General features: G+C 71.5%; 22 protein-coding genes. 15 read left to right on the top strand and 7 right to left on the bottom strand.

Annotated elements, in window-relative coordinates:
• Positions 1-31: 31 nt before the first annotated feature.
• Both ABZV77_RS36020 and ABZV77_RS36015 read left to right on the top strand, forming a co-directional pair.
• A complete protein-coding gene (locus ABZV77_RS36020; RefSeq protein ID WP_356266450.1) occupies positions 32-634 on the top strand; it encodes a hypothetical protein in 603 nt (200 codons plus the stop codon).
• A gap of 62 nt (positions 635-696) precedes the next feature.
• Positions 697-1,974 carry an MFS transporter gene (locus ABZV77_RS36015; protein ID WP_356266448.1) on the top strand — a complete coding sequence of 426 codons (1,278 nt, stop codon included), beginning with the start codon at positions 697-699 and terminating at the stop codon, positions 1,972-1,974.
• 33 nt (positions 1,975-2,007) lie between these two features.
• Here the strand turns inward: ABZV77_RS36015 and ABZV77_RS36010 are convergent, their stop codons facing one another.
• Positions 2,008-2,235, bottom strand: a complete 228-nt coding sequence (locus ABZV77_RS36010; RefSeq protein WP_356266446.1) for a hypothetical protein — start codon at positions 2,233-2,235, stop codon at positions 2,008-2,010.
• 78 nt (positions 2,236-2,313) lie between these two features.
• Here ABZV77_RS36010 and map point away from each other — a divergent pair, with 78 nt between their 5' ends.
• Entirely contained in the window at positions 2,314-3,171 is an 858-nt protein-coding gene (gene map / locus ABZV77_RS36005) for a type I methionyl aminopeptidase (protein WP_356266444.1), read from the top strand.
• 178 nt (positions 3,172-3,349) lie between these two features.
• Positions 3,350-4,036: a biliverdin-producing heme oxygenase gene (locus ABZV77_RS36000; RefSeq protein ID WP_356266442.1), complete on the top strand. Its 687-nt coding sequence runs from the start codon at positions 3,350-3,352 to the stop codon at positions 4,034-4,036.
• A 42-nt stretch (positions 4,037-4,078) separates the two neighbouring features.
• On the opposite strand, the gene ABZV77_RS35995 is transcribed toward ABZV77_RS36000, so the two are convergent.
• From ABZV77_RS35995 to ABZV77_RS35985, 3 genes are all read right to left on the bottom strand, one after another.
• Positions 4,079-4,753: a PhzF family phenazine biosynthesis protein gene (locus ABZV77_RS35995; protein ID WP_356266440.1), complete on the bottom strand. Its 675-nt coding sequence runs from the start codon at positions 4,751-4,753 to the stop codon at positions 4,079-4,081.
• 33 nt (positions 4,754-4,786) lie between these two features.
• The gene (locus ABZV77_RS35990; protein WP_356266438.1) at positions 4,787-6,322 is read right to left on the bottom strand and encodes an HtaA domain-containing protein; all 1,536 of its coding nucleotides are present in this window, start codon (positions 6,320-6,322) and stop codon (positions 4,787-4,789) included.
• Positions 6,323-6,386: 64 nt separating this feature from the next.
• Complete coding sequence (locus ABZV77_RS35985) at positions 6,387-7,895, bottom strand: HtaA domain-containing protein (RefSeq protein WP_356266436.1); 1,509 nt, start codon at positions 7,893-7,895, stop codon at positions 6,387-6,389.
• Between the two features lie 144 nt (positions 7,896-8,039).
• On the opposite strand from ABZV77_RS35985, the gene ABZV77_RS35980 reads away from it, so the two are divergent.
• The 8 genes from ABZV77_RS35980 (at position 8,040) to ABZV77_RS35945 (ending at position 16,040) form a co-directional block, all read left to right on the top strand.
• A complete protein-coding gene (locus ABZV77_RS35980; RefSeq protein WP_356266434.1) occupies positions 8,040-9,056 on the top strand; it encodes an ABC transporter substrate-binding protein in 1,017 nt (338 codons plus the stop codon).
• A gap of 56 nt (positions 9,057-9,112) precedes the next feature.
• Positions 9,113-10,153 carry an iron ABC transporter permease gene (locus ABZV77_RS35975; RefSeq protein ID WP_356266622.1) on the top strand — a complete coding sequence of 347 codons (1,041 nt, stop codon included), beginning with the start codon at positions 9,113-9,115 and terminating at the stop codon, positions 10,151-10,153.
• Positions 10,150-11,007: a heme ABC transporter ATP-binding protein gene (locus tag ABZV77_RS35970; protein ID WP_356266432.1), complete on the top strand. Its 858-nt coding sequence runs from the start codon at positions 10,150-10,152 to the stop codon at positions 11,005-11,007. Before ABZV77_RS35975 ends, ABZV77_RS35970 begins: the two co-directional genes overlap by 4 nt.
• 196 nt (positions 11,008-11,203) lie before the next feature.
• Complete coding sequence (efeO, locus tag ABZV77_RS35965; protein ID WP_356266620.1) at positions 11,204-12,373, top strand: iron uptake system protein EfeO; 1,170 nt, start codon at positions 11,204-11,206, stop codon at positions 12,371-12,373.
• A gap of 35 nt (positions 12,374-12,408) precedes the next feature.
• A complete protein-coding gene (gene efeB, locus ABZV77_RS35960) occupies positions 12,409-13,707 on the top strand; it encodes an iron uptake transporter deferrochelatase/peroxidase subunit (protein ID WP_356266430.1) in 1,299 nt (432 codons plus the stop codon).
• Positions 13,708-13,711: 4 nt separating this feature from the next.
• Positions 13,712-14,569: an iron uptake transporter permease EfeU gene (efeU, locus tag ABZV77_RS35955; RefSeq protein WP_356266428.1), complete on the top strand. Its 858-nt coding sequence runs from the start codon at positions 13,712-13,714 to the stop codon at positions 14,567-14,569.
• Between the two features lie 75 nt (positions 14,570-14,644).
• Entirely contained in the window at positions 14,645-14,983 is a 339-nt protein-coding gene (locus tag ABZV77_RS35950; RefSeq protein WP_356266426.1) for a hypothetical protein, read from the top strand.
• Positions 14,984-15,053: 70 nt separating this feature from the next.
• The gene (locus ABZV77_RS35945; RefSeq protein WP_356266424.1) at positions 15,054-16,040 is read left to right on the top strand and encodes a hypothetical protein; all 987 of its coding nucleotides are present in this window, start codon (positions 15,054-15,056) and stop codon (positions 16,038-16,040) included.
• Positions 16,041-16,054: 14 nt separating this feature from the next.
• On the opposite strand, the gene ABZV77_RS35940 is transcribed toward ABZV77_RS35945, so the two are convergent.
• Entirely contained in the window at positions 16,055-16,792 is a 738-nt protein-coding gene (locus ABZV77_RS35940) for a bifunctional DNA primase/polymerase (RefSeq protein WP_356266422.1), read from the bottom strand.
• A 170-nt stretch (positions 16,793-16,962) separates the two neighbouring features.
• On the opposite strand from ABZV77_RS35940, the gene ABZV77_RS35935 reads away from it, so the two are divergent.
• The gene (locus tag ABZV77_RS35935; RefSeq protein ID WP_356266420.1) at positions 16,963-17,826 is read left to right on the top strand and encodes a glycerophosphodiester phosphodiesterase; all 864 of its coding nucleotides are present in this window, start codon (positions 16,963-16,965) and stop codon (positions 17,824-17,826) included.
• Positions 17,827-17,832: 6 nt separating this feature from the next.
• Here the strand turns inward: ABZV77_RS35935 and ABZV77_RS35930 are convergent, their stop codons facing one another.
• Complete coding sequence (locus ABZV77_RS35930) at positions 17,833-18,477, bottom strand: TetR/AcrR family transcriptional regulator (RefSeq protein WP_356266418.1); 645 nt, start codon at positions 18,475-18,477, stop codon at positions 17,833-17,835.
• Positions 18,478-18,609: 132 nt separating this feature from the next.
• Between ABZV77_RS35930 and ABZV77_RS35925 the strand changes: the two genes are divergently transcribed.
• Positions 18,610-18,792: a DUF6243 family protein gene (locus tag ABZV77_RS35925; protein WP_356266416.1), complete on the top strand. Its 183-nt coding sequence runs from the start codon at positions 18,610-18,612 to the stop codon at positions 18,790-18,792.
• Positions 18,793-18,933: 141 nt separating this feature from the next.
• On the top strand, positions 18,934-19,767 hold the full coding sequence (gene ddaH / locus ABZV77_RS35920; protein WP_356266414.1) for a dimethylargininase: 834 nt from the start codon (positions 18,934-18,936) through the stop codon (positions 19,765-19,767).
• Here ddaH and ABZV77_RS35915 read toward each other — a convergent pair.
• On the bottom strand, positions 19,764-21,779 hold the full coding sequence (locus ABZV77_RS35915) for a glycoside hydrolase (protein WP_356266412.1): 2,016 nt from the start codon (positions 21,777-21,779) through the stop codon (positions 19,764-19,766). The two genes, ddaH and ABZV77_RS35915, sit on opposite strands and share 4 nt — an antisense overlap.
• Between the last annotated feature and the right edge of the window lie 21 nt (positions 21,780-21,800).

Here is a 21,800-nt window from a genome sequence, read left to right as displayed (position 1 = left end):
CGAGTGTCCTGTTGCTGGAGGATGCGACCCCATGGATGCCGTACGGGTCGCGCTGCTGCGCGAAGTGCTCGCCGGGACGGAGTGGCTGGGAGCCACCCGTCGTTTCGCGGGGACGCTGAGGACCTCCGTCGTGCCGCACGGCGGCGGGCTGCTGCTCGTGGGCACGGCGGCCTACGAGCCGTGGCACCTGGCCGCGCACCTCGTCGACGAGGCGGCCTGGTCGGGCACGCCGGAGCTGACCCCGACGCTCGTGCGGCACCGGGTCCTCGCCACGGACCCGGCGCACCTGTCGACGGGCCTCGGCCGGATCGAGGCGGCGCGGCGCGGCGAGACGCTGCTCGTCGTGGCGCCGGACGCGCCGGACGCGGAGCTGCTCACGCGGGTGCACGACGCGCGGCGGGCCGGTGCGACGGTGCTCGCGCTGGACTCGGGCGACCGGGACCTGGCCTCCCTCTCGCACGAGGTGCTCGCCGTGCCCGAGACCCCCGACCTGGACCTGGACACGGTCCAGCACCTGGTGAGCGCGGCGGCCGGGGAGAACGCACTGCCCGAGGCGCGGGGCCGCAGACGGCTGCGCGACCGGCTGTCCCGGCTCGCCGACCAGCTGACGTCACCGCCGCCGACGCGATGGTGAGCGGATGAGGGCGAGGAAAATAAGTTGCCCGCCGCACCGGTCCGAGCTGAGCATGACTTTTCGTGCCTCTCTCCGCGATACTGCCCGATCTCTCCCCCTGGCGATCCACCCGTGACTTCCGGTTGCTGTGGGTCCAGGGCCTCGTCACGTACTTCGGCAGTTTCATGGCGATGGTCGCGCTGCCGCTGCAGATCAAGGAGTTGACGGACTCACCGGTCGCGGTCGGCGCGATGGGCGCGGTCGAGCTGGTGCCGCTGATCGTCTTCGGGCTGTACGGCGGCGCGCTCGCCGATGCCGTGGACCGTCGCAAGGTGATCCTCCTGACCGAGGCGGCACTGGGCCTGCTCGCCGTCATCCTGCTCGTGAACGCGCTGCTGCCCGAGCCGCTGCTGTGGCCGCTGTACGTCGTCGCGGCGGGCGTCTCCGCACTGGCCGGGCTGCAACGCCCCGCCCTGGACTCGCTGATGGCGCGGATCGTGCCGCACGACCAGCTGACGGCGGCCGCCGCGCTGAACTCGCTGCGGTGGAACGTGGGGGCCATCGCGGGCCCCTCACTCGCGGGCCTGGTCGTCGCGTACGCCGGGCACGCGTCCGCGTACGGGGTCACGATCGCCTGCTTCGCGGTGTCCGTGCTCCTGTGCACCCGCCTCTCCCCCGCGCCCGCCGCGCACGACGCGGAGAAGCCGTCGCTGAAGGGGCTCGCGGAGGGCGCGCGGTACGCGTGGTCACGGCCGGTGCTGCTCGGTACGTACGCGATCGACATGGCGGCGATGTTCTTCGCCTTCCCGAACACGATCTTCCCGTTCCTCGCGGACGACCTGGACGCGAAGTGGGCGCTCGGCCTGATGTACGCGGCGGGCGCGGTCGGCTCGCTCCTCTTCAGCCTCACCAGCGGGTGGACCTCGCGGGTGCGGCGGCACGGGCTGCTCGTGGTGTTCGGGGCGGCGGGCTGGGGTCTCGCGATCACCGCGGCGGGCTGGCTCTCGAACATCTGGGTGGTGCTCGGCTGCCTCGCGGTCGCGGGCGCCGGGGACATGGCGAGCGGGCTCGGCCGCTCCACGATCTGGAACCAGACCATCCCGGACGAGCTGCGGGGGCGGCTCGCCGGGATCGAGGTGCTCTCGTACAGCGTGGGCCCGCAGCTCGGCCAGGTCCGCGCGGGCACGGCGGCGGGCTGGACCGGCACCCGGCCCGCCATCTGGTCGGGCGGCCTGGCCTGCGTGGCCTCGGTCGGCATCCTGGCGGCGGTGCTGCCGCGGCTCATCTCGTACGACGCGACGACCGACCCGGACGCGAAGCTGCGCCGGGAGCGGACCGGGGAGCGGGCGGCCGCGCTCTAGGAGCCTGGCCCCGGCCGCTCTTCGCCCGCTCGCCTACTCGTCCTCGCCCCGGGCGCCCTTGTCGTGCCACTTCGGGTCGGTCTCCCACTCCAGGTTGCGGTCCGCGGCGGTCTGCATCGCCCGTTCCGCCTCCTCGCGCGAGCCGTAGGGACCCATGCGGTCCTTGCCGGGGCAGTCCGGGCCCTCCTCGACCTTCTGGTGCTCCAGGCAGTAGAACCACTCGCCCGGCCTGCCGACCGTCCGCTTCTTGAACAGCGCCATGCCCCGCTCCTTCCGTCCCCGATCGGGTACCGCTCTTGAGGCCATGCTGCCCCACGACGGCTGGCTAGACTCGCTGGCATGTCTGGCCAGTCACTGCTCGTTCCGGGGGAGCTCTCTCCCCACCGTTCCGTCCCCGGCACCATCCGGCGCCCGGAGTACGTGGGGAAACCCGCGCCGACCCCGTACTCGGGACCCGAGGTGCAGACCCCCGAGACCATCGAGCTGATGCGTACCGCGGGCCGCATCGCCGCCCGCGCCATGGAAGAGGCCGCGAAGCACATCGCGCCGGGCGTGACCACCGATGAGCTGGACCGCGTCGCGCACGAGTACATGTGCGACCACGGCGCCTACCCCTCGACGCTGGGCTACCGGGGCTTCCCGAAGTCGCTGTGCAGCTCGGTCAACGAGGTCATCTGTCACGGGATCCCGGACTCGACCGTCCTGAACGACGGCGACATCGTGAACCTCGACGTGACGGCCTACATCGGCGGCGTGCACGGCGACAACAACGCCACCTACCTCGTCGGCGACGTCGACGAGGAGTCGAAGCTGCTCGTCGAGCGGACCCGCGAGTCCCTCGACCGCGCCATCAAGGCCGTCAAGCCCGGCCGCCAGATCAACATCATCGGCCGGGTCATCGAGTCGTACGCCAAGCGCTTCGGCTACGGCGTGGTGCGCGACTTCACCGGCCACGGCATCAACACGTCCTTCCACTCCGGCCTGATCGTCCCGCACTACGACAGCCCGCACGCCACGACCGTCATCCAGCCCGGCATGACGTTCACGATCGAGCCGATGCTGACGCTCGGCACGCACGAGTACGACATGTGGGAGGACGGCTGGACCGTCGTCACCAAGGACAGGAAGCGGACCGCCCAGTTCGAGCACACGCTGGTGGTGACGGACACGGGGACGGAAATCCTCACACTGCCCTGAGGAAAGCTGCCCCGAGGAAGATCAGGACCAGGAGGTTCCGAGGGGCGTGGGCGGGTAACTCTTTTACCGACAGGATGTCGGGAACCAGTTGACTTAGGTAAGCCTAACTTGCATGATCTGCAGGGGTCGCACTGGTTCCCGCCATTCCGTCAGCCCTCGGCTCCCCTGGAGGCACCGCATGGTCACGCCGCTCACGCCACTCACTCCTTTCACGCCTTTCTCGATGGCCATTCGCACCGCGTCGCACGAGCAGCACACGGAGGCGGAGACCTCGACGTTCATGAGCGACCTCCTCGGCGGCAGGCTCGGCGTCGACGCGTATACGCGGTACACGGAACAGCTCTGGTTCGTGTACCGCGCCCTGGAGGACGGCGCCCAGACGCTGCGCGACGACCCCGTCGCCGGGCCGTTCATACAGCCCGAGCTGGCCCGCGTGGGCGAGCTGGAGCGCGACCTCACGCACCTGCGCGGCGCGGACTGGCGCGAGGACGCCACCCCGCTGCCCGCCACGGCGGCGTACGCGGCCCGGGTCGAGGAGTGCGCCCGCACCTGGCCCGGTGGGTACGTCGCCCACCACTACACGCGCTATCTCGGCGACCTCTCCGGCGGCCAGATCATCCGCGGCAAGGCCGAACAGACCTGGGGCTTCGCCCGCAAGGGCGACGGCGTGCGGTTCTACGTCTTCGAGGGCATCCCCAACCCGGCCGCGTTCAAGCGGAGTTACCGCGAGCTGCTCGACGGGATCGACGCGGTGGTCACCGACGACCTGGAGAAGAAGCGGATCGTCGACGAGTGCAAGCGCGCTTTCGCTTTGAATACGGCGATGTTCCTTGAGCTCGGGGAAGAGTTTCCGCTGACCGCCTGACCGGTGGACGACTCGGGGGCGCTGCCCCCGGGCCCCCGCTCCTCAAACGCCGGAGGGGCTGGATTCCACGAGGCTCGCTCGACCGCCCACCTCGATCCATCCGCCCGGCCCCGGTGCCGTAAGGATCTGTGAGCCGCGGCCCTGCCTGATGTTGAGGGCGCGGCCCAGTGCGTGCGTGAGCAGGAGCGCCGCCGCGCCCGTCGCCTCGTCCTCGTCGATGCCGTCGTCCCGCCCGGGAAAGCCCCTGGCGCGCACGCGCCCCGCCGCCTCGTCCTCCCACGCCCAGGCATAGATCCACGCACCGGGCGGCGGCACGTCGAGCGCGTCGACCTCCGCCACCGTCCCGTACCGCCGCAGCGTCCTCGGCGGCGCCCACTCGGCCCGCGCCGTGATCCAGGTGAACTCGCCGTCCTGGCGGGACGCCACCACCCCTGCGGGCGTGACCAGTTCGGGCACGTCGAGGAGCCAGGACGTGCCGACGCAGGGGTGGCCCGCGAACGGCAGCCGCAGGGTGGGCGTGTAGATGTCGATGACGCCGCGCTCGGCGTCGTCGACGAAGACCGTCTCGCTGAAGCCGAGCTTCGCGGCCAGCACCTGGCGGTCCTCGCGCACGGGGATGCATGCCCCGTCGCGCACGACACCGAGTTGGTTGCCGTGCCGACCGTCGGGCCCGCAGAAGACGCGTACTACGTCGAGCGTTTCAAGTGCGTCGCTCATGCCGAGTGGTTCCGTCACCCGGGCATTGAAGCATCACACCGCTTCGGCACCCCGTCGCCGTCGCGCCACGACGACCGCGCCCGCGCCCGCCACCAGCGCCACGCCCGCCGCGCCGAGCAGCGCGGCCGAGGGGACGGAGGAGCCGGTGGCCGCGAGCTCGCTGGTGCCGCCGACCGATCCGCCGCCGCCCACCGAGCCCGAGCCCGCCGTGCCGGTGCCGCCCGCCTCCCCGCCGCCGGTGCCGCCACCGGTCCCGCCGTCGGCCGGAACCCCGGCGCCCGCCTTGGCGGACAGCGCGACCGTCACCGGGTCCAGCTTCTGGCCCGCCGGGTACGGGGAGCCCGTCGTGTCGTTGGCGAACTGCTTCGCGCCCGCCGCCGTGAGGGTCGCGGGCACCTTGTCGAACAGCACGACGTCCCCCTTGGGCTTGTACGAGGCCTTGGAGAGGTCGAGCGTGGCGAACTTGACGTCGTTGTTGGTGCCCTTGGGCGTGGTGACGTCGACGAGCAGGGTGCCCTTGGCGCCCTTCGCCCGCACCTTGAGGTCACTGAACTTCATGTCGATGCCGTGCGCCTGGTAGGTGAAGCGGACGCTGCCGCCGAAGGAGGCGTCGGCCTTCTTGGCGCCGGAGTCCAGCTCCGCCTTGGTGTACGGGAACCGGTAGCCGCTGGAGATCTTCTTCGCGCCACCCGCCACGGTCGCCTTGCCGCCGGTGGAGATGTACTTGCGGAAGGACTCCTTCAGCCCCCAGGACAGGCTGCCGTCGACGACGCCGCCCGTGGCCTTCTGCGACGCGCTGGGCTTTGGATTCACCGCGGGCTCGGCGGGCTTGGCAGGCTTGGAGGGCTTGGAGGGCCTGCTGGGTTCGGCGGGCTTGCCCGGCTCGGACGGGTCGGTCGGCTTGTCGGTGGGCTTGTCCGTGGGCTTGTCGGTCACGGGGCCGCCCGGCGTCACCGTGAGCGTGGCCGGGTCCAGCTTCTCGCCCTTCTCGTACATGCCGTTGAACGCCTTGGCGCCCTTCTCGGTCAGCGTCGCCGGGATGTCCTTGAAGACCATCGCGCCGCCCTCGCCCTGGCCCGGGCCGACGGCACTCAGGTCGAGCTGGGCGAAGTCGATGTCCTGCTGGACGGCGCCGTTGAGCGTCACGTCCGCCCGGATGGCGCCGGTCTTGCCCTTGGTGCGGACCTTGACGTCGGCGATGCTGATGTCGAATTTGTGGATCGTGGACGTGAAGCGGACGCTGCCCTTGAAGGCGGTGTCGGTGGCGTGGGTGCCGGTGTCGTACGTCCCCTTGCCGTCCGAGAACGTGAACACCCCGTTGTCCGCGGCCTGCGAAGCGCCCGCCTTGGCCTCGATCTTGCCGCGCGCCATGCCCGTGACGTACTTGCGGAAGGACTCCTTCAGGCCCCACTGCAGCGTGCCGTCCTTGAGCTCCAGTTTCGGCGGGGCGGCCTTGCTGTTGCCCGCGCCCTCGGCGGCGAGCGCGGGCAGGGTGAGGACGCTCGCGCCGAGCGCGACGGCGGTCGCGACGGCTGCCGCGAGGGTCAGGGGGCGACGGGTGGCGGCCATGATCAGGCTTCTCCTTGGGAGAGAGGGGGTGAGGGGGGCGACGGTGACCGGTGAGGGCGGCCGGTCAGGATTCGTCGGAGGTGGAGGTAGAGGTAGAGGCAGAGGTGGGGGCGTCGGTGGAGGCTGGGGCCGATTCGGAAGTGGCGGCCTCCGCACGCTTCTTGCGTACGACTCCGAAAGCCACCGCCGCGGCCAGCAGCACCGCGACGCCCGCGCCGATGCCGATGGGCACGGCGTTCGACGAGGAGTCGGAGGACTGCGCGGCGTTCTCGGTCTTCGGCCGCGCGGGCTTCTCCGGCACGGTGTCCGGCCGCGCGGACGAGCCGAGGTCGGGCAGCGCGGGCAGCTCCGCCCCGGCGTCGAGGGCGACGGCGAGCGACAGCGGATCCATCGCGGAGCCCGGCTTGTACATGCCGCCGAACGCCTTGGCGCCTTCGGCGGTGAGCTTCGACGGCACCTCGGAGAGGGAGACGAGGCCGTCCTTCGGCGTCAACTCCTTCTCCGCCGCGGGGAAGGTGATCAGCGGGGCGTGCTTCAGGGTGGCGCCGCGGTCTCCCTTGCTGTCGACGTCCGCCGAGAGCGTGCCCTTGCCGTCCCGTACGGTGACGGCGACCTCGGAGAGCGTGAGGTCGAGGCCGTGTTCGCCGGTGAAGCGGACCGATCCGGCGAAGTCCGCCGCGAGGGTCTGCTTCTTCTCGTCGTACGTGCCCTTGCCCCGGGGGAAGCGGAAGAGCGCGCCTCCGTCCTGGGCGCCCGCGGACAGCTTCCACTCGCCCTTGGCGATGGATCCGGTGACGTACTCGCGGAAGGTGCGGCGCACGCCCCAGTCGACGGCGGCGTCCTCGATGCGGCCCGCCTCGGCCTTCTTCTTCGCCTTCTCCTTGTCGTCGGAGGGGTCCTTCTCCGCGGGCTTGTGCGAGGGCTTCGTGCCCCCGGACTCCGCCACGAGGTCCGTCGACAGGCTCACCGGATCGAGCGCGGTGCCCGCCGTGTAGTACCCGGCGAAGGCCTTGGCGCCCTGCGAAGTGAGCGTCGCGGGGAGGTTGTTGAGGGCGATCGGCCCTGTGCCGCCCTTCATGTCGATGCCGGAGACGTCGAGGGAGGCGAGCGGCACCTGCGGGGTCGAGGTGACCTTGCCGGTGCCCTTCTCCTTGCTGACCATGTCGGCGTAGAGCGTGCCGGAGCCGCCGGAGACCTTCACGGTGGGGCGGCTGATCGTCAGGTCGAGCGCGTACGAGCCGCCCTTCTTGTGCCCGGTGAAGCGCACCCCGCCCGAGAACCCGGCGCTGAACGCCCCGCTGTCCGGGTCGTACGAGCCCTTCGCCGAGTGGAAGCGGAACTGGCTGCCGCCGACCGTGGCGGCGCCCCCTTGCAGCGTCGAACTGCCCTGGGCGATCGGCCCTGTGACGTAGCTCTGGAAGGAGGACTTGATGCCCCAGTCGAGGCGGCCGCCCTGGACCGTGCGGTCCTCGGCGTGCGCGGCGGCCGCCGGGAGCAGGGCTCCGGCCAGTGCGGTGAGCGCGGCCACGACTGAGACGCGGCCGATGGCGCGCGCCTGTCCGGACGAGGGCATGGGGGGACTCCTCCAGGTCTGACTGGGCTAGCGAATTAGGTAAGGCTAACCTAAACTACGATCACTCCGGTCCGGAAGCCCTCAACCGGAACCCGGACCGGACCGGGTACCAACTACGCGACAGGACGGTGGACTTCGGTGCGTATGCCGCGCTCACTCCGCATCGCCGGTGCATGGGCCGCCGTGCTCGCCCTCGGCCTCACCGGGTGCGGGACGGCGGACGACGGCGGCGGGCAGCCGCCCAAGGCGGGTGCGGAAGCAGCGGCCGCGGCGCCCGACCGGGTCGAACCGCTCGGGACCCGCCCGAAGCCCGAACTCCCCGCCACCGTCACCTCCGCCGACGGGCACCGGGTGACGGTGCGGGACACCAGCCGCATCGTGCCGCTCACCGGCAGCCTGAGCGAGATCGTCTTCACCCTGGGGCTCGGCAAGAACGTCGTCGCCCGCGACATCACCGCCACCTTCGAGCAGGCCGGGAAGCTGCCGGTGGTGACGCGTGCGCACGACGTCTCGGCGGAGAGCGTCCTCTCGCTCGAACCGACCGTCGTCCTCGCGGACACCACCACCGGACCCGCCGAGGCCATCGACCAGATCCGCGACGCGGGCATCCCCCTCGTCGTGTTCGACCCCGCCAAGGGCCTCGACGACGTGAGCCCGCGCATCGAGGCCGTGGCGAAGACCCTCGGCGTCGAGACGTCGGGCGCCGAGCTGACGAAGCGCACGGAGCGGCGGATCACGGCGGTCCGCGACGACATCCCCGCGGAGACCCGGAAGAAGAAGCCGCGGGTCGCCTTCCTCTATCTGCGCGGCTCGGCGTCCGTGTATCTGCTCGGCGGCCGCGAGTCCGGGGCGAGTTCGCTCCTGGAGGCGGCGGGCGCGGTCGACGCGGGCAAGGAGTCCGGGCTGCAGAAGGACTTCACGGCGATCACGAGCGAGGCGCTCGCCAAGGCCGCGCCGGACGCGATCCTGGTAATGACGAAGGGGCTCGAATCGGTGGACGGCGTGGACGGACTCCTCAAGGTCCCCGGCGTCGCCGAGACCCCCGCGGGCCTGGACCGGCGCATCGTCTCCATCGACGACGGGGTGCTCCTCAACTACGGGCCGCGCACCGACCAGGTCCTGAAGTCCCTGGTGAAGCAGCTCTACGGGGACGCCGAGTGAGCGTCCTGACCAAGGCCGCGGACGGTGCGGACGCCGAGGCCCCCGCGCCGCCCGGCCTGTCCCCCCGCCGCCGCGGCGCCGCCCTCCCCCTGACCGTGGGCCTCACCGTCGCCCTCGTCCTGCTCTGTCTGCTCTCCGCCGGTGTCGGCGCGTACGACATCCCGCTCGGCGACGTCGTCTCCTCCGTGCAGCACCGCATGGGGCTCGGCGGAGCCGCGCTCGACCGGGTCGGCGAGAGCGTGCTGTGGAACGTGCGGCTGCCGCGCGTCGTGCTCGCCCTGCTCGTCGGCGCCTCGCTCGGCTGCGCGGGCGCGCTGATGCAAGGCGTGTTCGGCAATCCGCTGGCCGAGCCCGGCGTCATCGGGATCTCCTCGGGCGCGGCGGTCGGCGCGGTCGCCTCCATCGCGCTCGGCCTCGGCTTCTTCGGCAACTGGACCGTCACCGTCTGCGCGTTCGTCGCCGGGCTCGCGACCGTGCTGCTCGTGTACGCCATGTCGCGCGAAGGCGGCCGCACCGAAGTCGTCACGCTGATCCTCACCGGCATCGCCGTGAACGCCTTCGCGGGCGCGCTCATCGGCCTGTGCATCTTCTTCGCGGACAACGCACAGATCAGCCAGATCACGTTCTGGCAGCTCGGCTCGCTCGCCCAGGCGACCTGGCCCAAGGTGCTCGCGGTGCTGCCGTGCGCGCTCGTCGGACTCGCCGTCGCACCTTTCTCCGCACGGAAGCTGGACCTGCTCGCGCTCGGCGAACGGCCCGCCAGGCACCTGGGCGTGGACGTGGAGCGGCTGCGGCTCGTGCTCGTCCTCGTGGTGGCCCTGCTGACCGCGGCCGCCGTGGCCGTCGCCGGGATCATCACCTTCGTAGGCCTCCTCGTCCCCCATCTGCTGAGGATGGCCGCAGGCCCCGGGCACCGCTTCCTCGTGCCCGGGAGCGCGCTCGGCGGAGCGCTGGTCCTCGTCGCGGCCGATCTGGCCGCGCGCACGGTGGCCGCGCCCGCCGAGCTGCCGCTCGGTGTGCTGACCGCGCTCTTCGGCAGCCCGTTCTTCTTCTGGCTGCTGCGCAGGACCCGTCGCAAGCAAGGTGGTTGGGCATGATCGGGCGGCTGAGCAGGAGGCTCTTCGCGGGCCGTGACCGGGCGCTGCCCGCGCCGACCGCCCCGGGCGACGTGCTCGCCGAGGCCGTGGGGCTGCGGGTGCGGCTCGGCGGGCGCGAGGTGCTCGGCGGGGTCTCGCTGGCCGCCCGCGCGGGCGGGGTGCTGGCCCTGGTCGGCCCCAACGGGGCGGGAAAGTCGACCCTGTTGGCGGCGCTGGCAGCCGACCTCCCGGCCGACGAGGGTGTCGTACGCGTCTGCGGCCGCCCCGCGGCCGACTGGCCCGCGCCCGAACTGGCCCTGCGCCGCGCCGTGCTGCCGCAGTCCGCCGCGCTCTCCTTCCCCTTCCCCGTCGAGGACGTCGTGCGCATGGGCCGTGCGCCCTGGGCCGGGACCCGCCCGGCGGACGACGACGACCGGATCGTGCGCGCGTCCATGGCGGCCACCGAGGTGGCCGGGTTCGCCGCGCGGCCCTTCGCCGCGCTCAGCGGCGGCGAGCGGGCCCGGGTCGCGCTCGCCCGCGTCCTCGCCCAGCGCGCCCCGCTGCTGCTGCTCGACGAGCCGACCGCCGCGCTCGACCTGCGCCACCAGGAACTGGTCCTGCGGATCTGCCGGGACCGGGCGGCCGCGGGCGACGCGGTCGTGGTGGTGCTGCACGACCTGGGGCTCGCGGCGGCGTACGCGGACCGGGTCGCGGTGCTGCGCGGCGGGAGCGTCGCCGCGGAGGGTGCGCCCGCCGACGTGTTCGAGGAGAAGCTGCTCTCGGAGGTGTACCGGCAGCCGGTCGAGGTCTTCCCGCACCCGCGCACCGGCGCCCCCGTGGTCGCTCCGCTGCGGGGCGCGGACACCCCCTCTTGACCGCTGCTTTGCCTGGTCATGGGCCATCCATCAGGCCGCTGTGATCGGTTTGTGAGGGTGGGTGAAGCGTGAGAGGTGAATCACGGAACGAGCGGGTATCACCGAGGTAAGGCTCAGTTAAGTTAGGTCCGCCTCACCGGCCTGCGGTGGGGACGGCACCTGCCCGTGAACCGCCTTGGAGCCCTCTATGCGACCCGTGCGACCCGCCCGTGTCCCCGTCGTCACCGCCGTCGCCGCCGTGGCCGCCCTGACCGCCGTCACCGGCTGCACGGAGAAGAGCGACGCCAAGAACGGCGGGGCGAACAACGTCAGCGTGACCGCCACCGACAAGAAGTGCGAGGTCTCCAAGAAGGAGCTCACCGCCGGACACGTCGAGCTGGCCATCGAGAACAAGGGCTCCAAGGTCACCGAGGTCTACCTCCTCTTCCCCGACGACCGCATCGTCAGTGAGCGCGAGAACATCGGCCCCGGCACCAAGCAGAAGCTCACCGCCGAGGTGAAGGCCGGTTCGTACGAAATCGCCTGCAAGCCCGGCATGAAGGGCGACGGCATCCGGCAGAAGGTCACCGTCACGGGCGGCGGTAAGACCGCGAAGCGCGACCCGCGCCTGGACAAGGCCGTCGCCGACTACCGCGCCTACGCGCAGGCGCAGGCCGACGAGACGCTGCCGAAGACGAAGACCTTCACCGACGCCGTGCGCAAGGGCGACCTCGATGCGGCGAAGAAGGCGTACGCCACCTCCCGCATCGGCTGGGAGCGCACCGAGCCGGTCGCGGAGTCCTTCGGCGACATCGACCCGAAGGTCGACGTCCGCGAGGACGGCCTCGAAGAGGGCCAGGACCTGGCGAAGGACTGGACGGGCTGGCACCGTCTGGAGCGCGCGCTGTGGAAGGACAAGAAGATCGGCGCGCGGGAGAAGACGCTCGCCACGCAGCTCGACAAGGACCTCCTGGACTGGCAGAAGCGCGTCGGCAAGGCCGTGATCACGCCGACCTCGATGGCCAACGGCGCCAAGGAGCTCCTGGACGAGGTCGCCACCGGCAAGGTCACCGGCGAGGAGGAGCGCTACTCGCACACCGACCTGGTCGACTTCAAGGCCAACGTCGAGGGCGCCGAGAAGTCGTACGAGCTGCTCAAGCCGGTCGCCGCCGAGAAGGACCCGAAGCTCGCCAAGGAGCTCGACAAGCAGTTCGCGGCCCTGAACAAGCTCCTGGAGAAGCACCGCGAGGGCGGCGCCGACTCGTACGCGTTCACGTCGTACGAAAAGGTCGGCAAGGCGGACCGCAAGGAGCTGCACGACGGCGTCAACGCACTGGCCGAGCCGCTGTCGAAGCTCGCCGCGGCCGTCGCCGGGTCCAAGAAGTAGCGGCATGCAGCGGCAAGCAGCGGCAAGGGGGAACGATGGCTGAGACCACCACCACGGGCGACGCGGACACCGCGCCCGAGGCGACCCTCGACGAGGGCGCCTCCCGTACGGCGTCGCGGCGTTCCGTGCTCGGCTGGGGCGGTGCCGGGCTCGCGCTCGGCGCGGTCGCGGCCGGTGGCGCGGTGGCGATGACCCGCTCCGGCGACGAGGTGGCGCCCGCCGCCGAGTCGGGGGCGGCCGTCGCCTTCCACGGCGCGCACCAGGCCGGTATCGCGACCGCCGTCCAGGACCGGCTGCACTTCGCGGCGTTCGACGTGAAGACGGCCGACCGGGAGGAGTTCGTGCAGCTCCTCAAGGACTGGACCGAGGCCGCGGGGCGGATGACCGCGGGGCACGCGGTCGGCGAGGGCGCGTACGGCGGACTCGCCGAAGCACCGCCGGACGACACAGGCGAGGCGCTCGGCCTCAGGCCGTCCCGGCTGACGCTCACGATCGGCTTCGGGCCCTCCCTGTTCGGGAAGTTCGGGCTCGACGGCAAGCGGCCCGAGGCCCTGGTCGACCTGCCCAAGTTCCCCGGCGACAACCTGGACAGGGCCCGCAGCGGCGGCGACCTGTGCGTGCAGGCCTGCGCGGACGACCCGCAGGTCGCGGTGCACGCCATCCGCAACCTCGCCCGCATCGGCTTCGGCAAGGTCGCCGTGCGCTGGTCCCAGCTGGGCTTCGGCAAGACGTCGTCGACGACGCCCGAGGCCCAGACGCCGCGCAACATGATGGGCTTCAAGGACGGCACGAGGAACGTCTCCGGCACCGACGCCGACGCGCTCGCCAAGCACGTGTGGGTCGGCGAGAAGGACGGGCCCGGCTGGCTGGCGGGCGGCTCCTATCTGGTGGCCCGCCGGATCCGGATGAACATCGAGACGTGGGACCGGACCTCGCTGCAGGAGCAGGAGGACGTCTTCGGCCGCGACAAGGGCCGGGGCGCCCCGGTCGGCAAGGCCAAGGAGCGCGACGAGCCGTTCCTGAAGGCGATGAAGCCGGACGCGCACGTCCGGCTCGCCCACCCCGACACCAATGACGGGGCCACGATCCTGCGCCGCGGCTACTCCTTCACGGACGGCACCGACGGCCTCGGCCGCCTGGACGCGGGCCTGTTCTTCCTCGCGTACCAGCGGGACGTCCGCAAGGGCTTCATCCCGGTGCAGCGCAGTCTGTCGCGTTCCGACGCGCTCAACGAGTACATCCAGCACGTGGGCTCCGCGGTCTTCGCGGTCCCGCCGGGCGTCCGCGGCAAGGACGACTGGTGGGGCAAGGGCCTGTTCACCGGGGAGGCGTGAGCCGATGTTCGGCAACTATCTGATCGGGCTGCGCGAGGGGCTCGAGGCCAGCCTGGTCGTCTGCATCCTCATCGCGTACCTGGTGAAGACCGGGCGGCGCGACGCGCTGGCCCCCATCTGGATCGGCATCGGCGTCGCGGTGGCGCTGGCGCTCGGCTTCGGCTGCGCGCTCACCTTCGGCTCCTCGGAGCTGACGTTCGAGGCGCAGGAGGCGCTCGGCGGCTCCCTGTCGATCGTCGCGGTGGGCCTGGTGACGTGGATGGTCTTCTGGATGCGGCGCACGGCACGGCACTTGAAGGCCGAGCTGCACGGCAAGCTGGACGCGGCCCTGCAGATGGGCACGGCCGCGCTGGTGGCGACCGCGTTCCTCGCGGTGGGCCGGGAGGGCCTGGAGACGGCGCTGTTCGTGTGGGCGTCGGTACGGGCGTCCAGCGACGGCTCGCACGCGCCGCTGATCGGCGTGATCCTCGGGCTGCTCACCGCAGTCGCGCTGGGCTGGCTGTTCTACAAGGGCACGGTCCGCATCAACCTCGCGAAGTTCTTCACCTGGACCGGCGCGATGCTGGTCGTGGTGGCCGCGGGCGTCCTCGCGTACGGCGTGCACGACCTTCAGGAGGCGCAGTTCGTCGGCGGCCTGCGGGACAAGGCGTTCGACATCAGTGCGACGATCCCGCCGGACAGCTGGTACGGCACGCTCCTGAAGGGCGTCTTCAACTTCCAGCCCGACCCGACGGTGCTGCAGGTCGTGGTGTGGCTGCTGTATCTGGTGCCGACGCTGGTGTTCTTCTTCGCACCGACGCGGCGTACGGCCCGCGACAAGGCCCCGGCACCGGCGAAAGCAACAGTTCCGGAACAGGGCTGACCCCACAGGTCACGGCCCGAACTCCCGTGCCTATGATCGCCGTTCACCAGTTGTTCGACATATGAGGATCCCCCCATGCGCAACTCCCGCTTCGGGAAGAGCATCGCCACGCTGACGGCGGCCACCGCCGTGGCACTCGGCGCCTCGCTCATGACCGCCCCCACGGCTTCCGCGGTCGGCGGCAGTGCCTGCACCAAGAACGTCAAGAACCACAAGATGATGGTCATCAACGTCGGCGCCACCGCCCGCTCCGGCCCCGGCAACAGCTACAGCAAGCGCAAGCGCCTGGAGTGGTTCGACCAGGTCTACGTCCGCTGCTACACGGTGAAGCGCGGCACCCAGTGGTACTACGGCGACCTGCCGGGCACCAGCAAGCGCGGCTGGGTCAACGCGCAGCTCCTCCAGGAGATCTGACCCGCACCACACGCCTCCTCCCGGGCCCGATAAGGTTCGGGCCCGGGAAGGGGTAGGTGAAGGAAATCCGATGAGCAACGTTCGCAGGTTCCGCCGTCTCGGCAGGCCCGTCATGGCGTCGGCGGCGGTGACGGCACTCGCGCTCACGGCAAGCGGATGCGTGACCGTGCACGGCGAGCGGGAAATCGTTCCCTCGGCCACCAAGCCCGAGGCGAAGCGCGCGCTCGAGGACTTCCTCAAGGCGTACAACGCGGCGGACAAGGCCTACGACCCCGCCCTGGACGCCGCCCGCATCACGGGCCCGCTGGGCGCCATCAACCAGGGCGGCCTGAAGTCGCGGCGCGTGCAGCACCCCGACGGCAACACGGGCCACGTGCCGCTAGAGCTCACGGACGTGACGTACTCGATCCCGAAGAAGGCCGGCTGGCCCCGCTGGTTCATGGCCGACACGAAGGCCAACCGCCGCTCGGACCTGCGCTGGCTGTGGGTGTTCACGAAGAGCGGCCCCGACCAGCTGTGGCGGGCCACCTATCTGAACCTGGTGTCGCCGCAGAAGATGCCGGAGCTGAAGAAGGACGCGGACGGCTCGGCCGTGCCGGTGGCGCAGGGCACGAAGAGCCTCGCGATGCGCCCCTCCGACCTCGGCGAGGAGTACACGTCGTACCTGAAGTCGGGCGGCGACGGATTCGAGCCGGGCGATCACACGACGCGCTGGAAGGCCTACCGCGACCGGAACGGCCAGCGGGCGGGCCTCGCCGTGCAGTACATCGACGAGCCGCAGAACGGCGGCGCCTTCGCGCCGCTGGGCCTGCGCACCGCGGACGGCGGCGCGCTGGTGTTCTTCTCCACGCACCACTACGAGAAGCAGACCGCGTTCAAGGGCCTCAGCCCCAAGGTCGACGCGGACGCGAAAGCCCTGCTCAAGGGCGAGGTGCGGCAGTCCCTCATGCTGGACAGGGTCTCCAACCAGGTGGTCGTCGACCCGAAGAAGGCGGACGGCGGCAAGGTGGCGTTCCTGGGCCGCATCCAGGGCCTGACGGGCGCGAAGGGCGAGTAGCCGCCGGGGGCCGCTCAGCCGCGCATCGGCCAGGCGGCGATGTCCTGCTGGGGCTCGCCCGCGACCCGGGCGCACTCGTCGGTGAGCGTTTCCAGGAGCGTCAGCGGGTCAGGCAGCGGATGCTCGGGGCCGCGCAGCCAGCGCACCTCCAGGTCACCGGGGAGCCGGGCGGGCGGCACCAGGGCGTAGGAACCGCGGCAGTGCCAGCGCAGGCCCGGGTGCTCGTCCATCGTCTCGGGGTGGCAGTCGAGCTCGCAGGGCCACCACTCGTCCTCGTCCTCGGGGGTGCCGCGGGTCGCGGTGAAGAAGAGCAGCCTGCCGCTTCCGTTGCTGCCGCCCGACTCGGCGACGGGGCCTACGTCGATCCCGGCCGCGAGGAGCCGCTCAAGGGCCTCCAGGCCCGCGTCGAGCGGCACGTCGAGGACGTCGTGGACCATGCCGGTCGCGGTGATGAAGTTGGCCTGGGGCTGGTTGCGGGCCCAGCGCTCGATCTGGCCGCGGTCGGTCGTGGACTGCGTCTGCCAGGCGAAGGAGACGGGGTGCCGGGCCGGGGTGGGACAGCCGATGCGGTCGCACGAACATCGATACCCCGACGGATACGCGGCGGGCGCGAGCGGCAGCCCGGCCGCTGCCGCGGCGAGGAGCAGCTCCTCGCGGGCCCGGTCATCCGCCGACGTGTCCTTGGGGCGCCGACGCAGCCACTGGGAAATCCTGCCCTGCCCGCCGGACCGGCTGCCGAACTCCGCGCCCATCTAGCCCCTCACCTCGCCGTTGTGCCGAAAGCATGACCCATGGTCCCACCATCCTGCGCCTCGGGGGGCCGGAGCCCACATCCGGGGTGGTCGGGGGTGATGCCAGTCGGTGGGTGACATAGCGCGTCATTCCGCGCCATGTGGGGATTTACCTGCCTACCGTGGGCGCCATGGTCACTAGGACTGTGCTGACGGGCCTCACGGCGCTGACCCTCACGGCACCGAACGGCTTCCTCGCCCCGATCGAGTGGGGCGGCGGGCCCCTGACCGTGGAGGCGCTCCCCCGCGTCGTCTACACGGCGCACCGCGGCGGAGCCCTGGAGGTACCGGAGAACAGCATGTCGGGCCTGCTGGCGGCCTTCGAGCGCGGCACCGCCCAGGTCATCGACTTCGATACGCGGATACTGCGCGACGGCACGCTGGTCGTCATGCACGACGACACCCTGGACCGCACCACGTACGCGTCGGGCCCGGTCCGCAACATGGACCGGTGGGACTGGCTCGGCGTGCGGCTGCGCCCCGGGACCAGGCTGCCCGACCACTGGCGCCCGGAGCGGCCGCCGACGGTCGCGGAGGTCCTCGACCGGTTCGGCGGCAAGATCATGCTGATGCTGGAGGCCAAGGACCCCAAAAGCCTCAAGTCTCTCGGCGGGCTGATCCGCTCGCGCGGCCTGACCCGCTCGGTGTTCGTGAACACCAACGACCCGGCGGTCGCCAGGCGCGCCCACCACATGGGGCTGCTGGCCCAGCTGTGGCGCTCCAGGGCGCAGATGCTCACGGACCGCCCGGCGGGCTGGGCGCCGTTCGTGGACGTCCTGGACGTGGACTACAAGGCGCGCGACGGCGATCTGCTGCGCGCGGTGAACTCGGGCGTCCCCCGGGTGTGGGCACACACGGTGACCACCCCGAAGCAGCGCGACCGGGTGCTGTGGCTGGGCTGCAACGGCGTGATCACGGACGCCCCGGGCCTGCTCTCGCGCACGCCGATCAAGAAGTACCGGCCGGTGAAGGCGGGCGGGCCCCTCCGGCGGTGAAGCCGGTCAGGACGTCCGGGGGCGCGAGGCGATGCCGTACAGGGCGTACTCGACGAGCGTGTCGGCGTAGGCGTGGGTCAGCGGGCCCGAGCGCATCATCCAGCGCTGGGCGAGCGGGCTCGACCAGAGTTCGAGGGCGATGCGGGGGTCGACGCCGGGCACAACCTGGCCCGCGTCGCGGGCCTGCTCCACCCGCTTCACGAAGAGCTGGAGCTGCGGCTCCAGGAGCTTCTCGACGAATTCGGCGCCCAGCTCGGGGTTGAGCAGCCCCTCGGCGGCGAGCGCGCGGTAGGGGGCGTCGTACTTGGGGTCGTTGAACTCGTCGACGGTGGCCCGCATCACGTACTTGAGGTCGGCCTCCAGGTCGCCCGAGTTCGGGATCTCGGTCTGGATCTCCTGCTGGCCCGCGCTCTCGCTGGCAGCCCGGGACGCCTGCTCGCCGAGGTCGAGGAAGGCGTCGAGCAGCACGGCACCCTTCGACGACCACCAGCGGTAGATCGTCTGCTTGCCGACGCCTGCGCGGGCGGCGATGGCCTCGATCGTGAGCTTTCCGTAGCCGAGCTCGCTGACGAGGGCGAGGGCTGCGTCGTAGATCGCGCGGCGCGAGCGTTCGCTGCGGCGCGTGGAGTCAGGGACGGTCTTCTGGGCCATGCCGTCGAATGTAGCAGCGACCGAACCGAGACGTTCCGTCTTGACAAGACGCATCGTCTCGTTGATAGTGGTCGATGTCGCGAGACGCGCCGTCTCGCTTCATCGATCGAGCTATCGAGCTGGAGGCACGACATGACCCGAGGCGGATCCGGAAACATGCTGGGCGTCGGCGGCACCCGCAGCAATCTCTCCCGCGGCGCCCTGCGCGGCGCGGGCCGCAGCGGCCGCGTCGGCGGCGCGCTCAGCCCCCAGCAGCAGAAGCGCGAACTGCTGCGCAAGCTGCAGGAAGGCCGCGAAACGCACGGCAGGCCGTGACCCGCGGGAGCGGGCGGCACAGGGATCATCTCGGTAACCACCCGTTCGGATCACAGCGCGAAGGCTCCTCACACCGCACTATGGGCATCAACTGCCCCACCATGGGCAGAACATGACCCTGCGGTACGTGAGGAGCCTTCTTTGTCCCGTAATCCTCGCTCTCCTCGGTGCGCCACACCCCGGCGCTACCTGATGTGCTCACCGGCACACTTCAAGGTCACCTACTCCATCAACCCATGGATGGACCCCGCCAAACCGGTCGACGTCCCCCTCGCCATCGCCCAGTGGGAGGACCTGCGCGACCGCTACCGCTCGCTCGGCCACACCGTCGAGGAGCTCGCCCCCCGGCCCGGACTGCCGGACATGGTCTTCGCGGCGAACGGCGCGACCGTCGTCGGGGGCCGGGTGCTCGGCGCCCGCTTCGCCTACCGGGAGCGCGAACCGGAGGCCGAGGCCCACCTGGAGTGGTTCCGCACCCACGGCTTCACCGAGATCCACGAACCCACCCACATCAACGAGGGCGAGGGCGACTTCGCCGTCACCGCCTCCTACGTCCTGGCGGGACGCGGCTTCCGCGCCAGCCCGCTCTCCCACGGCGAGGCACAGGAGTGCTTCGGCCGCCCGGTGATCGGGCTCGACCTGATCGACCCCCGCTACTACCACCTGGACACCGCGCTCGCCGTCCTGGACGACGCGGCGGACGAGGTCATGTACTACCCGCCCGCCTTCTCGCCCGGCAGCCGCGCGGTCCTGCGGCGGCTCTTCCCCGACGCGGTGATCGCCGAGGAGCCCGACGCCGTGGCGCTCGGGCTCAACGCCGTGTCCGACGGACTCCACGTGCTGCTGCCACAGGCCGCACTGGGGCTCTTCGAGCCGCTGCGCGAACGCGGCTTCGAACCCGTCGGGATGGACCTGAGCGAACTGCTCAAGGGCGGCGGCAGCGTGAAGTGCTGCACGCAGGAGCTGCGGAGCTAGCCGAGTTCCGCGGGGCAGAGCCTGCGCGGTGCGTCGTCGCCCTTGAGGCGGGCGTCGACGCAACCGCCGGGCAGCCCGTCGTACGCCTTGGTGCCGAAGTTGGCCGTGACGGTCAGCGTGCCCCTGCCGAACACCGTGCGCTGGACCGTGTTGCCGGCGGTATCGGCGGTCAGCCGCCGGTAGGAGGTGAGGGGCTCGGTGCCCGCGGCCTTGTGCAGCGGCGCGAAGTACTTCTGGAGCGCGGCCAGTTCCTTGCCGTGCTGCTTCAGCGACGCGCCGTCGAGGACGTAGTTGAGGGGCGTGTTGTAGAGCATCGCGAGCAGCGCGCGGTCCTTCTTCTGGCGCGGCAGCTTCTCGTAACTGAGCTCCCAGCGCTCGGCGTTGACGAGCGAGCCGTGCAGCGCGGTCTCGTAGAGCGGCACGCGGTAGCGGGGGTCGTACATCGCCTTGGCGAGGTCGGCGGGCAGGTCTACCGGCTTGAAGAAGATGGCGGGCGCGTTCTCCGGGTAGTAGCCGCCCCACTTCTCGCGGTCCTTCTGGAGCGCCCACAGGCCGTCCGCGACCGGGGTGCCCGCGCCGTGGTCGAAGGAGAGCGCCTTGTTCGCCCAGGCCCCGGCGGACTCCGAGCCCAGGACGAGGCCGTTCTTCCCGTGCTCCTCGATGCGCTTCATCCGCGCCAGGCGGTTCGCGCGGTCCCCCGCCTTGGTCATGCGGTGGCCCTTGCCGTGGTCGCGGAAGAGTTCGCCGGTGGCGTCCACGTCGAGGAAGTAGCTGTCGGCGCCGTTCGCGACCATGGAGCGGGTGCGCTTCGCGAGGTAGTGCTTGCGCGGCTCCGCCTGCTCGAAGGCCCGGGAGCTGAGGTAGCAGCCGCGGCCGCCGAAGCCGGTCTCGGGCTTGCCCTTCGCGTCGCGCACGCAGAAGTCGGGGTAGACGGTGCCCGGCCAGGCGGAGGTGGGGCTGTCGGCGCTCTTCGGGTCCTGGCCGTTGGCGAAGGAGTCGTAGGGGCCGACGAGGTAGCCCGCCTTCTTGGCGGCGCTCACCGCGGCCTTGTCCATGGGGCCGGGGCCCGCGTCGTAGCCGAGCCACATCCGGTCGACGCCGAGCTTGCGGAGCTGTTCGACGCCCGCCGCCTTGCGGGCCGTGCCCCAGGTGTAGGCGTGGAAGGCGCCGAGGAGCTTCTCCGTGGCGGGGTTCTTCGCGATCTTCCGCTTCAGGCTGCCGAGGCGGCCGCGCTCGGCGAGGTAGGAGCGGTAGTCGGCGGCGGGCGCGACCGCGTTGCCGTCGGTCAGCGCGAAGGTGACGGTGTAGTCCCGGGTGCCCTCGCCGCGGTCGAAGGCGTGCTCGGCGGTGGTGCGCAGCCGCCCCTTTGCCGCGGTGAAGCCGAGGCTCGTGCCGATGTCGGTGGGGGTGAGGTAGCTGACGCCGGTCCGCTTGCCGAGGGAGTAGCCCCACAGCGGCAGCGTCAGGCCCTCGCTCATGTCGACGGTGCTGCCCGCGAGCTGTCCCTTGCCCTTGGTCCAGAAGGCGTCCTTGACGGGGATGTCCAGGCCTTCGCCCCGCGGGAGCTGGAGGGCGCTCGCGGTGGCGTCGGTGCCGGTGACGGGCCAGCTGAGGGAGGTGTCGCGGTGCGCCTTCATGCTGAGGGAGAGGCGGCCGTGGTCGGTGCGCGCGGTGACGTCGATGCCGCGCTCGGGGTAGCTCCAGCGGGCCCGGGACGTCCCGGTGCGGGTCACCGGGCCCGGCTTGCCGAGGTCGGTGGCCGCGGCGTCGGAGAGGGTGAGGTCGTGGCCCGCGCCGGTGCGGGCGCGGACGGCGAGCGTGGCGGTGTCGACGACCGCGGTGCCGCCGTCGACGGCGAGTTCGACGTCACGGCCGTGCGGCTGCTCGGCCCCGGCGGTGAAGGCGTAGGTGGTCGCTCCGACGGCGGTGACCGCCAGCGCGAGGGACAGGGCAAGGAATCGGGTCTCCGACCGCCTGCGGGCGTGGCCGGGAGAACTGCTCTTGTTCGGCATGGGGATCTGAATAGTCGCCGC

The sequence above is a fragment of the Streptomyces sp. NPDC004732 genome, assembly GCF_040609235.1.
In the GTDB taxonomy this organism is placed as follows: domain Bacteria; phylum Actinomycetota; class Actinomycetes; order Streptomycetales; family Streptomycetaceae; genus Streptomyces.
This window is presented reverse-complemented; position numbering and strand designations above follow the sequence as displayed.

Excerpts from the sequence above, each read along its gene's own strand:
- ABZV77_RS36020 (WP_356266450.1), top strand. The coding sequence starts at position 32 with ATGGATGCCGTACGGGTCGCGCTGCTGCGCGAAGTGCTCGCCGGGACG.
- ABZV77_RS36010 (WP_356266446.1), bottom strand. The coding sequence starts at position 2,235 with ATGGCGCTGTTCAAGAAGCGGACGGTCGGCAGGCCGGGCGAGTGGTTC.
- map (WP_356266444.1), top strand. The coding sequence starts at position 2,314 with ATGTCTGGCCAGTCACTGCTCGTTCCGGGGGAGCTCTCTCCCCACCGT.
- ABZV77_RS36000 (WP_356266442.1), top strand. The coding sequence starts at position 3,350 with ATGGTCACGCCGCTCACGCCACTCACTCCTTTCACGCCTTTCTCGATG.
- ABZV77_RS35995 (WP_356266440.1), bottom strand. The coding sequence starts at position 4,753 with ATGAGCGACGCACTTGAAACGCTCGACGTAGTACGCGTCTTCTGCGGG.
- ABZV77_RS35990 (WP_356266438.1), bottom strand. The coding sequence starts at position 6,322 with ATGGCCGCCACCCGTCGCCCCCTGACCCTCGCGGCAGCCGTCGCGACC.
- ABZV77_RS35985 (WP_356266436.1), bottom strand. The coding sequence starts at position 7,895 with ATGCCCTCGTCCGGACAGGCGCGCGCCATCGGCCGCGTCTCAGTCGTG.
- ABZV77_RS35980 (WP_356266434.1), top strand. The coding sequence starts at position 8,040 with ATGCCGCGCTCACTCCGCATCGCCGGTGCATGGGCCGCCGTGCTCGCC.
- ABZV77_RS35970 (WP_356266432.1), top strand. The coding sequence starts at position 10,150 with ATGATCGGGCGGCTGAGCAGGAGGCTCTTCGCGGGCCGTGACCGGGCG.
- efeB (WP_356266430.1), top strand. The coding sequence starts at position 12,409 with ATGGCTGAGACCACCACCACGGGCGACGCGGACACCGCGCCCGAGGCG.
- efeU (WP_356266428.1), top strand. The coding sequence starts at position 13,712 with ATGTTCGGCAACTATCTGATCGGGCTGCGCGAGGGGCTCGAGGCCAGC.
- ABZV77_RS35950 (WP_356266426.1), top strand. The coding sequence starts at position 14,645 with ATGCGCAACTCCCGCTTCGGGAAGAGCATCGCCACGCTGACGGCGGCC.
- ABZV77_RS35945 (WP_356266424.1), top strand. The coding sequence starts at position 15,054 with ATGAGCAACGTTCGCAGGTTCCGCCGTCTCGGCAGGCCCGTCATGGCG.
- ABZV77_RS35940 (WP_356266422.1), bottom strand. The coding sequence starts at position 16,792 with ATGGGCGCGGAGTTCGGCAGCCGGTCCGGCGGGCAGGGCAGGATTTCC.
- ABZV77_RS35935 (WP_356266420.1), top strand. The coding sequence starts at position 16,963 with ATGGTCACTAGGACTGTGCTGACGGGCCTCACGGCGCTGACCCTCACG.
- ABZV77_RS35930 (WP_356266418.1), bottom strand. The coding sequence starts at position 18,477 with ATGGCCCAGAAGACCGTCCCTGACTCCACGCGCCGCAGCGAACGCTCG.
- ABZV77_RS35925 (WP_356266416.1), top strand. The coding sequence starts at position 18,610 with ATGACCCGAGGCGGATCCGGAAACATGCTGGGCGTCGGCGGCACCCGC.
- ABZV77_RS35915 (WP_356266412.1), bottom strand. The coding sequence starts at position 21,779 with ATGCCGAACAAGAGCAGTTCTCCCGGCCACGCCCGCAGGCGGTCGGAG.